Origin of the sequence: Nonomuraea sp. H19 (assembly GCF_052068215.1) — a bacterium.
Lineage (GTDB): Bacteria > Actinomycetota > Actinomycetes > Streptosporangiales > Streptosporangiaceae > Nonomuraea.
The window spans coordinates 20,777-29,079 of the sequence record NZ_JBQHCV010000058.1; the positions used below are offsets into that span (position 1 = coordinate 20,777).

The window sequence follows — 8,303 nt, forward strand, 5'->3', positions numbered from 1 at the left end:
ACTCGAATCCTCCCATGACCACTTCCTGGATCACCCGCCCCGAGACCGCCGCCGACCTCGCCCAGATCCGCGAGGTCAACCTCGCCGCCTTCCCCACCTCTCACGAGGCCGACCTGGTCGAGGCCCTGCGCGCCGACCCGCAGGCGTGGATTCCCGGCCTGTCCTGGGTCACCGAGGCGCCCGACGGCTCCATCGCCGGGTTCGCGCTGCTCACCCGCTGCCACGTCGACGGCTCTCCGGCGCTCACCCTGGGACCGTGCGCCGTCAGCCCCGAGCACCAGCGTCGGGGCGCCGGTTCGGCCGCCATCCACGCCGCCCTGCGAGCCGCCCGCGAGCAAGGCGAGAACCTCGTGCTCGTGCTCGGCCACGCCGAGTACTACCCGCGGTTCGGCTTCACCCCGGCCTCCGGCCACTCCATCCGGCCACCCTTCGACGTCGAGGACAAGTACATGATGGCGCTCGTCTTCGACCCCACCCTGCCCGTGCCGACCGGCACCATCCGCTACCCGGCGGCGTTCGGAGTCTGACCCAGGGCACTCCGGCGCGAGACCACGCCTATCCAGAGGATCGGCGCTCTCGGCCATCCCCGGGCCACAGCCGTAGGGCAGACCACCCCCTGTGACGCACCTGTGTGTCTCGGCCTGCCCTACGGCCAGCCTCACACCCCTATGAACACTTCCTGGATGCAGAACGGAGACAAGGTGCTCAAGGCAAGCCGACCCAAGGGTGCGGTGATCGTCGTCGCGGCGGCGCTGGCACTGGCCGGCTGCGGAAGCGACGACGGGCGGTCCGATGCGATGGACACGACGTTCGCCCCGCCGGCCGTGCAGACGGACCCGTACCAGCACGCGCCCTGGCGTCTGCAGGTCGTCAGCAGTCACTAAGGTCGGTGGCCCGGAGGTGAAACCCCTCCGGGCCACCGACCTTAGTGACACCCCTCGGGGCCACGGCCGCGTCGACCTTCTCTGTATTGATCTATGCCGAGGTCGCGGCTATGCCGACGACCGGGCCGCGCGGGAGCCGCTCTCCGGCGCCGGTGGCATGACCATCTCCTGACATCGCCAGCCGATCACATCACGTGATGGAGACGGGCCGCACAGGCCGGCGATCAGCGGGCGGCGAAGTCCTGCGTCCAGTAGATCCGTCCCTGAGCGTTCTTGGCCGCGCCCACCCCGATGAGGGTGAACGAGCAGTTCATGATGTTCTTCCGGTGGCCGTCGCTGTCCATCCAGGCCCGGACCACCGCGTTCGCCGACGGTTGCCCCATGGCGATGTTCTCGGCCCAGGCCGAGCCGGTGAAGCCGGTCGCGCTGATGCGGTCGGTCATGTCGCGGCCGTCCTGGGAGTCGTGGTCGAAGTAGTCGTTCTCCGCCATGTCGGCGGAGTGCCCGTGGGCGGCCGTGCGCAGCCGCGCGTCGTGCTTGAGCGGGCCGCAACCGCCCTTGGCACGCTCGACGTTGGTCAGGCGGACGACCTCGTTCTCCAGGGCCGTGCCGACGGACGTGACGGGCGCCCTCCTGTCGGGGGCCGGGGCCTGCGTCGTGGGGGTGGGCGTGACGCAGGTCAGCCGTACGGCCTTGGACTTGACGGCGCGGCCCCGGTAGTCGGTGGCGACCGCGTAGTACGTCCCCGGCTCGCAGGGCAGTTTCAGGGCGATGCGGCCTCTCCTGGTGGCGCCGCTCTTGACCACCGGGTCGTCGCCGGGGACGGCCCGCTTGATGCGGATGCGCAGCAGCGCCGGGTGCACGCAGCCCCGGCGGGCGGCCGAGGTCTGGATCCTGAGCGCGGAGACGCCCGGCCGGGTCACGCTCACGCGACACTCGTCCGATTCGGCAGCCGGCTCCTCGGTCGGCGTCGGGGCCGGGGTCAGGGGCGGCGCCGCGCCGTCGGCCGGTGCGGTCACCTCGGGTGTCGCGGCGTCGCCCTGCGCCCCGCCGGTGGACGGGGCGCAGGCGGTGAGGCAGACTACGGCGGCGAGTACCCCAAGGGCTCTACGCATGGGGTTCCTCCAGTGGTGGCGACGCTCGTGGTCCCACATTCTGGCGGCCCCGTTATCAATTTGTCACGAAATTCGGACAATTCGCCCATGATTTTCTGGCGACCGTAAACCCTGTGAGGTGTCTGAAGCACCTTCCTTGTGCTTCGAGCAGCACCGATGTTCACGGGTTCGGGGGGCGACGAGCCGCCCCGACGGCGATCCGGTCCAGCGCCGGCGCGTCCTGCACGGCCTTGACGGCGCCCGTGCCGGTGTGCGGCCGCAGCGCCACGGTGGCGGCCGGCCGGGTCGGCGTCGGGGTCGGCGTGGAGCCGAGGGCCTGCCCCAGCCGGGTCAGCGGCTGGCGAGCTCGGCGAAGATCTCCATCAGCTCAGGCCGGTCGAACGGGCCGACATGGGGTGCCGCGACGCTTCGGACGTCGGTCGGGTTGTCCGGAGTGAGGCGGTCGGCCTCTTTGATGAATCGGTCCTGCAGCGCCGGCGGAATCAGCCGGTCGAGGGTGAGGCGCACATAAGTCCGGGGAATCCGGCCCCAGGTGTGTGCTTCACCCCGGGCTTCAGCCAGGGGAATGCCGGCCGTCTCGTCCGGCTCGAGCATGTTGAGCAGCCGGCTCACCTCTTCGTCGGTGAAGTCTGCAGCAAGGGCATTCTTGACGCCTTGGAACACCGCCGGGTCGGCCGAGCGCCAGTTGAGCCGGCTCACCCCGAGGACCGCTGGATCGGCAACCATCGCCGCGGTCACTTGGGGGAGCAGGCTGTCGCGGTTCTCCTGCGTTTCGAGATAAGCGGCCACGTTCGGCAGGTCCACGCAGCAGTACGCCGCGACGTAGACGACTCGTTCGAGCAGGTGGGGGATGGCGTTGCCGACTCTGCTCAGGGTGACGCCGCCCTGGCTCATGCCGACAAGGATCACGGGCCCGTGGCGGCGGGCGCGGCGTACCACATTCACAACGCGCTCGACATAGTCGTCGATGGTGATCTTGGAGAGCGGCGACGGTTCGGTTGCCAGCGCCTCGAGGTCCTGCGGGGCCTGGTACGAACGGGGGTAGAACGCCTCGCGGCCGTGTCCCGGAAGGTCGACGGCCACGCACCGGTGCCCGCGCAGGGTGAGTTCGCCGGTCAGCCCCGAAGCCCAGGCGGAGGAGGAGTTGGTGCCGTGGATGAACACCAGGGTCGGCGGTCGCCGATCGGCGTCGCGGGCCTCGGCTTCATGGTTCGTTGTCATTGACGTTCTCTCTTTTGTCTGTTGGACGGGTGGGTATGGGTCGGCGGTCAACGGTGCGGTGGGCGCCACATCGGCCACAGGGGAGGGCTGTCCGCCACGCGAACCGGTTCGCCGAGATCCTCGAATCCGTGCCGCAGGTAAAGGGCGCGACTCCGGGGCGAACTCGCCTCCAGATACGCTGCGAGCCCGTCGGCGTCCGCTCGCTCCAGCCGGTGCCGTAGCATCGCCGAGCCGAGTCCGGCGCCCTGCCGCCCGCCGATCACCCCCATGCAGGGGAGATAGAGGTGCGGTTCGCGATCGGGGTGCCGTGGGGCCAGTGCCTGACCCAGGGCCAGCAACCGCGCACCGTTCTCACCGAAGACCGAGTCCGAGCCACCCTCTGGCGGGTCCGGTTGCTCCTCATGGGGCGTCTGGCCTGCGGCAACCGTCAGCCATACCGATGCGCCCTCGCGACGGCCGGCCAGATACGCCTCGGCGGCGGGATGGGTGAGCAGAGGGCGGTGGAAGTGCGGCTGGAGACGTTCTCGTTCGCCCACCTCGGGGAAGAGCCAGCAGGCGAGTGGATCTTTCATGAACGCCTCGGTCAGGATGTCCAACACCGCCTGCTGGTCTGCGTCATCCGCCCGCCACACGGATGCGTACGGCGTATCAACTGTCATGCGTACATCGTATTGGGGCAGTTAGGGAACATGCGTATTTGTAGGGATTTGGCGAAATGAAGTGAACTAGTACGAGGAGATTGAACTAGTACATTCATGGCGGACAGCGACTTCACCGGCAGATCGGAGACTCCTTCTATGCCGTCGTCACCGCGGCGACCGGAACCGCCATACCGGCAGATCGCCCAGCGATGGGGCATCGCGGTCGCGACCGCGACCAGAGTGATGGCCACTCGCCGCGACGACGGGCTGGTCGAAACAAAGGTGGGCGCCGGCACGGTGGTCAGCATCCTCGCGGGCCAGGAGCAGTCGGGCGGCCTGACCACGCCACCGAGACCGCGGCGGACCGGCGCCCCCAAGCAGGCACTGAACCGGGGTGGCGAGCCAAGCTCGAACTTATCTCTGTATGCGGTCATGGCGGTGGCCGGGTGCAGTCGCTGTACTTCGTCGCGATCACGCGCTTGCCGGTGGGGATCGCGTTGCTGCTGGTGTCCATGTCGCCGGTGATGGTGGTGGCGTGGGTGCGGCTCGTACGGAGGGTACGGCTCGCGCGGGCCGCGTACGTCGGGGCGGTCGTCGCGGTCGTGGGCCTCGGGGATCGTCGTCGAGGCGTGGCAGGAGGTACGGCTGGACGCGCTGGGCCTGGTGCTGGGGTTGCTGGCCGGGGCGTGCTCCGCCGGATATTTCCTGATGAACGATAGCCTCGGGGACGTCGTGGACCCGCTCGGGCTCATCGCCTGGGGCATGACGGGGGCGGCCGTGGTGCTGATCCCGTTCGCGCGGCCCTGGGACATCCCTTGGGACGCGTTCACGGTGTCCGTCACGCCCGCCGCGGGTGGCCGGACGTTGCCTGTGCTGGTGGCGTACCTGTGGATGGCGCTGGTCGCGACCGTGGTGGCGTACATCCTGGGGGTGAACGCCGTGCGGCGGCTCTCGGCCGCCGTGGGCGCCACCGTGGCGTCGCTGGAGGTCATCGGCGGGGCGGTGGTGGCCTGGGGGCTGGTCGGAGAGACGCTCGGTGTGTTCTAGATCGTGGGCGGGCTGATCATGTTGCCCAGACCGCCACCGGCTCCGCCCCTGCCGTCCAGCCGTCACGGCTCCCCGCTCGGGTCCGCGCGATCAGGCGCGAAGTAGCTGCGAGTGACCGGGAGTTCCCGGACGGCTTGCCATAAGAGCGTTCTCAGGACAAGGCCAGGCGCGGTGACCTGCGGCAGCGGCAGACGGCAGGCTCATCGCTTGCGCGGTGCCTGACTCATCTCGCGCTGCCCAGAACCGAAACCGGGGCAAGCAGTGAATGCCAGGAGATCCGTCTCCTCATCGAGGACACGCGCCATGGTGCTCAGTGCTCGACCTTAGGTGAGCAAGCGGTCACGGGTGTGCGGCCTGCGGCGTAGTCGATCTCATCGCTAGACCGGTGGGGTGTACCATCGGTACATGCCGCTTCCACGTTTCTACCGGCTGCCCGTCGATCGGCGGGAGTCGATCCTGCGGGTCGCCCGTGCACACTTCGCTCGGGACGGCGCCGACCGGGCTTCCTACAACAAGATCATCGCGGAGCTCGGGATCTCCAAAACCTCCGCCTACCAGTACTTCGACGGCAAGGAGGACCTGTTCGCGGGGGTGATCGAGGATGTGCACACGCGGATACTCCAGGCGCTCGGGGACTGGCGGAATGCAAGTTCGGCCGAGCAGTTCTGGGAGCAGTTGCGGCAGGCGTCCGAGCGGCTGGTCGCGCACGGGCTAGCGCATCCCGAGGACCTGGCGCTGCTCGATGCGAGCACGGCCCAGGACCCCGCGCCCTGGCTGGCCCCCGTGATCGACAACGGGCGGGCGCTCGGCGTGATCAGGGCCGACGTGGACCGTGAGCTCATGCTTGCCGCGACCGCCGCTGTCCTGCGCGCCGCCGACGTCTGGCTGGCCATGCGGCTGCGCGAAGGCGCGGCCGTTCGTGACGTGACGTGGAGTTTGCTCGAAGGACTGTGGAGGAAGCCCGATGAGAGCTGAGATCGACTGGGACATCCCGGCCACACCGCCGGGGTGGAGGGGTGCGCTCGAGCGGTTCATGGGCCCGGGCAAGACCAGGGCCGAGCAGCAGATGGAGATCGCCGGATCGCTCGTATGCATGGCGTTACTCGGCTGGCACCTGCTCGCGGCGCCGATCCAGGGCGGATGGCCGCAGTGGGCGATCACGGTGGTCATCGGCCTCGACCTCGTGGGCGGCGTCATGACCAACGCGACCAACGCGGCCAAGAGGTGGTACCACCGCAAGCCATCCCGCTCGCGGCTGGGGTTCGTCGCGGCACACGTGACCTACCTGGCGGCGATGGCCTTCGTGGTGCTGGACGCGGCATGGGGGTGGTTCCTGGTCAACACCGCCCTTCTGCTGGCGGGCGCCCTGCTGATCGAGACAGCCAGACTGGAGGCCAAACGGCCCGCGGCCATGGCCGCCTACATGGCGGCGGTGCTGGTCAACCTGACGGTCCTGCCGGTGCCCGATACCCTCGAGTGGTTCACCGCCTTCTTCTTCCTCAAGCTCCTGGTCTGCTACCTGGTGCCGGAGGCGCCCATGCGGTCAGCGGCGGAGCCGCCTGAAGTGCCGCGCGGACGACGGGAAGATGCCGCAGTGGGTCGGCCAACGCGGAGATCGCCGAGCTGATGGGTCTGTCGCCCGGCACGGTGAAGGCCAATCTATGCAGTGTCATGTGCAAGCTCGGCAGCCGCAACCGCATGGAGGCCGTCAACAGCGCGCGAGCCATGGGCCCTCAGCCCTGTGCTTCGCTCGCCACAAATATCAGACCGTCGCGAGTTCGCGTCTTCTGCGATTCGCGATGGTCTGGGATCAGAGACACCTTCTCGGTTTTCTGTCGCCCCGCGGGGATGTCGCGTCGGCACCTGCCATAAATCGTCATAGGGCAACGCCTCGACGTCCCCGACGGCCCGCATCCGAAGGTGTCAGCGCCCGCTGCCGGAGATGATGCCGCCGTACGAGCCCACCACTTTGACCTGGCCGGGCTCGGCGGCCTTCGGCGGGATGTGCGCGACCACTTGGATCAGCTCATTCACCTTCATGTACGTGTAGTACTTGCCGCGCAGGAGCCCGTTGTTCTCCTGGAAGACGTGGTTGCGCTCCGGCCCCTGACGTACGTCGTAGCGCCTGGTCCGCTCGATGGTCGTGAAAGCGAGCGCGCCGCCGTCGGTCGTGCGCAGGGCGTACGAGGGGTACGCGGCGGCCGGCCGGACGCTCTCGGCGAGCCGGGCGTACTGGTCCATCTTGACCCGGTTCGACGCGGCGCCGGTGGTGAGCTTGTCGGCGGCATAGCGGCTCTTCTCCGCCGCGGTGTCCTTCCCCGCCAAGTGGGCGGCATAGCCTTTGGCGAACGCGGCAGGCGACATCAGTAGCCCGGCCGCGTCCGCCTGCCCCACCTCTGTGGCCGTCCCCGAGGCGTCCTTCAGGATCTGAGGCAGTTCCTTGGAGGTGTTGCCCTTGAAGGGGTCGGGGGAGTACATCTGCCGCCAGCCGTCCCCGTTTCGGGCGAACAGCAGGTAGGTCGGCTCCTCGGCGGTCTCGCTCTCGCGCTTCCAGTACGCAGTGGTCAGGAACCATTGCTGGCGGGAGGCCGGCACGTGGAACGTGGGCCTGGTGTAGCTGAACGGCTGGTAGTCGTCGTCACCGCCCAGCTTCCGGCTGGAGGCATAGGACGCCTTGTCGATGACGAGACTGGAGCCGCCCTCGTAGGCCGCCAGCAGCTTGTCACTCATGACCTCGTTGGCCGCGTTGTTGCGTTTGACGTAGTCCTCGACAACCGAGGCCGTCTCCTGGGCCGACATGGGCGCCGAAGGCTTCGGCGTGCTACTCGTGGCAGGTGGCGCCGCCTGTTTTGCGCTCAGCCCCGGCAGAGCGGAGCACCCCGCCACCAAGCACCCGGTCAGCACGCCACCGACCACCCGCCCAAACCGCCGCACTCCACACACCTCACGAACTACAGCCCCAAAGCGCACAAAACTACCATTAGCACCAACGCTGTGCGACAAAACCCGCAGACCCGGACGATCCGCCGGGGTCCTGTGGCCTGCGAGCGAGCGATGGAGCAGTCCTGGACCACTTGTTCACCAGCGACTCTGCCCCTCGGGGTCAGCGTCACGGATCTCCTTCAACTGGGCGGACTGATCGCCGTACCGGATCGAGACCTTGGACCGCCGCCACGCTTCCCGTCGTTCCTCCAGCGCGGCGTTGTACAACGCCCGGTGATCGTCCAGCATCGCCGTCAGCGCGATCTCCTGGTGCCGGGTCGGCCGCAGCAGGAACTTGAACGACCTACGCACCCTCGCCCCCGCTCTTGGCCTTGAGGGCGCGCTCGTACTGGGTCTCGATGTAGCGCTGGACCGTGCCCGCGCTGACCGCGCCCGCACTCGCCACAAAGTAC

Annotated in this window: 11 protein-coding genes; 6 read left to right on the plus strand and 5 right to left on the minus strand. The window is 68.6% G+C overall.

The window, feature by feature from the left end; genetic code table 11:
- Positions 1-14 precede the first annotated feature (14 nt).
- Both ACTMTI_RS54380 and ACTMTI_RS54385 read left to right on the plus strand, forming a co-directional pair.
- Positions 15-527, plus strand: a complete 513-nt coding sequence (locus tag ACTMTI_RS54380; RefSeq protein WP_441128970.1) for a GNAT family N-acetyltransferase — start codon at positions 15-17, stop codon at positions 525-527.
- Positions 528-683: 156 nt separating this feature from the next.
- Positions 684-884, plus strand: a complete 201-nt coding sequence (locus tag ACTMTI_RS54385; protein ID WP_441128959.1) for a hypothetical protein — start codon at positions 684-686, stop codon at positions 882-884.
- A gap of 224 nt (positions 885-1,108) precedes the next feature.
- On the opposite strand, the gene ACTMTI_RS54390 is transcribed toward ACTMTI_RS54385, so the two are convergent.
- From ACTMTI_RS54390 to ACTMTI_RS54400, 3 genes are all read right to left on the minus strand, one after another.
- On the minus strand, positions 1,109-1,999 hold the full coding sequence (locus tag ACTMTI_RS54390; RefSeq protein WP_441128960.1) for a CAP domain-containing protein: 891 nt from the start codon (positions 1,997-1,999) through the stop codon (positions 1,109-1,111).
- 330 nt (positions 2,000-2,329) lie between these two features.
- Positions 2,330-3,298, minus strand: a complete 969-nt coding sequence (locus tag ACTMTI_RS54395) for an alpha/beta fold hydrolase (protein ID WP_441128961.1) — start codon at positions 3,296-3,298, stop codon at positions 2,330-2,332.
- A complete protein-coding gene (locus ACTMTI_RS54400; protein WP_441128962.1) occupies positions 3,268-3,879 on the minus strand; it encodes a GNAT family N-acetyltransferase in 612 nt (203 codons plus the stop codon). Before ACTMTI_RS54400 ends, ACTMTI_RS54395 begins: the two co-directional genes overlap by 31 nt.
- Before the next feature lie 645 nt (positions 3,880-4,524).
- Between ACTMTI_RS54400 and ACTMTI_RS54405 the strand changes: the two genes are divergently transcribed.
- The 4 genes from ACTMTI_RS54405 to ACTMTI_RS54420 all read left to right on the plus strand — a co-directional run bounded on the left by ACTMTI_RS54405 (position 4,525) and on the right by ACTMTI_RS54420 (position 6,780).
- Entirely contained in the window at positions 4,525-4,908 is a 384-nt protein-coding gene (locus ACTMTI_RS54405; protein WP_441128963.1) for an EamA family transporter, read from the plus strand.
- A gap of 405 nt (positions 4,909-5,313) precedes the next feature.
- A complete protein-coding gene (locus ACTMTI_RS54410) occupies positions 5,314-5,883 on the plus strand; it encodes a TetR/AcrR family transcriptional regulator (protein WP_441128964.1) in 570 nt (189 codons plus the stop codon).
- Positions 5,873-6,535: a hypothetical protein gene (locus ACTMTI_RS54415; protein WP_441128965.1), complete on the plus strand. Its 663-nt coding sequence runs from the start codon at positions 5,873-5,875 to the stop codon at positions 6,533-6,535. The genes ACTMTI_RS54410 and ACTMTI_RS54415 overlap by 11 nt, the downstream gene beginning before the upstream one ends.
- A complete protein-coding gene (locus tag ACTMTI_RS54420) occupies positions 6,535-6,780 on the plus strand; it encodes a hypothetical protein (protein ID WP_441128966.1) in 246 nt (81 codons plus the stop codon). The genes ACTMTI_RS54415 and ACTMTI_RS54420 overlap by 1 nt, the downstream gene beginning before the upstream one ends.
- A gap of 51 nt (positions 6,781-6,831) precedes the next feature.
- Here the strand turns inward: ACTMTI_RS54420 and ACTMTI_RS54425 are convergent, their stop codons facing one another.
- On the minus strand, positions 6,832-7,707 hold the full coding sequence (locus ACTMTI_RS54425) for a hypothetical protein (RefSeq protein WP_441128967.1): 876 nt from the start codon (positions 7,705-7,707) through the stop codon (positions 6,832-6,834).
- Between the two features lie 279 nt (positions 7,708-7,986).
- The gene (locus tag ACTMTI_RS54430; protein WP_441128968.1) at positions 7,987-8,202 is read right to left on the minus strand and encodes a helix-turn-helix domain-containing protein; all 216 of its coding nucleotides are present in this window, start codon (positions 8,200-8,202) and stop codon (positions 7,987-7,989) included.
- Between the last annotated feature and the right edge of the window lie 101 nt (positions 8,203-8,303).